Origin of the sequence: Halorubrum sp. AD140, from assembly GCF_034497445.1 — an archaeon.
Lineage (GTDB): Archaea > Halobacteriota > Halobacteria > Halobacteriales > Haloferacaceae > Halorubrum.
This window is the reverse complement of record NZ_JAXRUU010000308.1, coordinates 1-1,091: the sequence shown is the minus strand read 5'-3', so window position 1 is coordinate 1,091 and position 1,091 is coordinate 1. Positions and strand designations below refer to the sequence as shown.

The window sequence follows — 1,091 nt, the reverse complement described above, 5'->3', positions numbered from 1 at the left end:
CTCCGTCGTCGACACGACGCCGGCGACCTGCGTCGGCGAGGTGATGAACGGCCGGTGTCACGGCACCTGGCAACACCCGCTCGGGACCACGCAGGGCGGCAAGGACGTGTTCACGATGATCGTCTACGGGATGACGATCAGCATGCAGATTGGCTTCATCACGACGACCATCGTCGCGACGATCGGTATCACCTTCGGGACGCTGAGCGCCTACTCCGGCGGCTGGGTCGACGAGATCATGATGCGGTTCGTCGACATCATCCTCTCGTTCCCGACGTTCCTGATGTTCCTGCTCATCCTGTACATCTACGGCGGGGGGCTCGGGATGTTCATCGTCGTCTTCTCGCTGTTCGCGTGGGGCGGAACCGCCAGATACGTCCGCAGTAAAGCGCTGTCGATCTCCGAAGACGAGTTTATCAAGGCGAGCCGGATCAGCGGGGCGAGCACGTATCAGGTGATCCGCGGTCACGTGGTTCCGAACGTCGCGAGCAGCATCATCACGCAGCTCACGCTGCTCATCCCCGGCTTCCTGCTGTTCGAGGCGCAGCTGGCGTTCCTGGGCATCGGCGATTCGAGTGTCCCCTCGTGGGGACAGCTCATCTCGGCCGGTCGGAGCGACCTCTCGTTCGCTCCGTGGATCGTGTTGGCGCCCGGTATCGTGCTGTTCTTGACCATCCTCGCGTTCAACTTCCTCGGCGACGCGCTGTTGGACGCGCTGAACCCCGAAGCGGAGGCGGAGAGCGAATAATGGCCGACGATCAGCCACTACTCGAGGTCGAAAACCTCACGACGACGTTCAGCACCGACGACGGAACGCTCACCGCGGTCGACGGAGTCGACTTCGACGTCGATACCGGGGAGACCCTCTGTATCGTCGGCGAGTCGGGCTCCGGAAAGACCGTCGCGACGGAGTCGATCACCAAGATCATCAAGACGCCGCCCGGCCACATCGAGGGGACCGTGCGGTACAAGGGACGCGACCTGCTGTCGATGCCAGAGTCGGAGCTCCGGAGCATCCGCGGATACGAGATCGCGCACATCTTCCAGAACCCCCAGGAGGCGATGAACCACTGCTACACCGTCGGCTGGCA

Annotated in this window: 2 protein-coding genes; both read left to right on the top strand. The window is 63.1% G+C overall.

Annotated features, from left to right (window positions below):
* A partial coding sequence (locus U4E84_RS18420) for an ABC transporter permease (protein WP_322533504.1) occupies positions 1 to 748 on the top strand: 748 nt, incomplete at its 5' end.
* Positions 748 to 1,091 (top strand): ATP-binding cassette domain-containing protein (locus U4E84_RS18415; protein WP_322533503.1); only part of this gene is annotated, 344 nt, incomplete at its 3' end. The genes U4E84_RS18420 and U4E84_RS18415, both read left to right, overlap by 1 nt.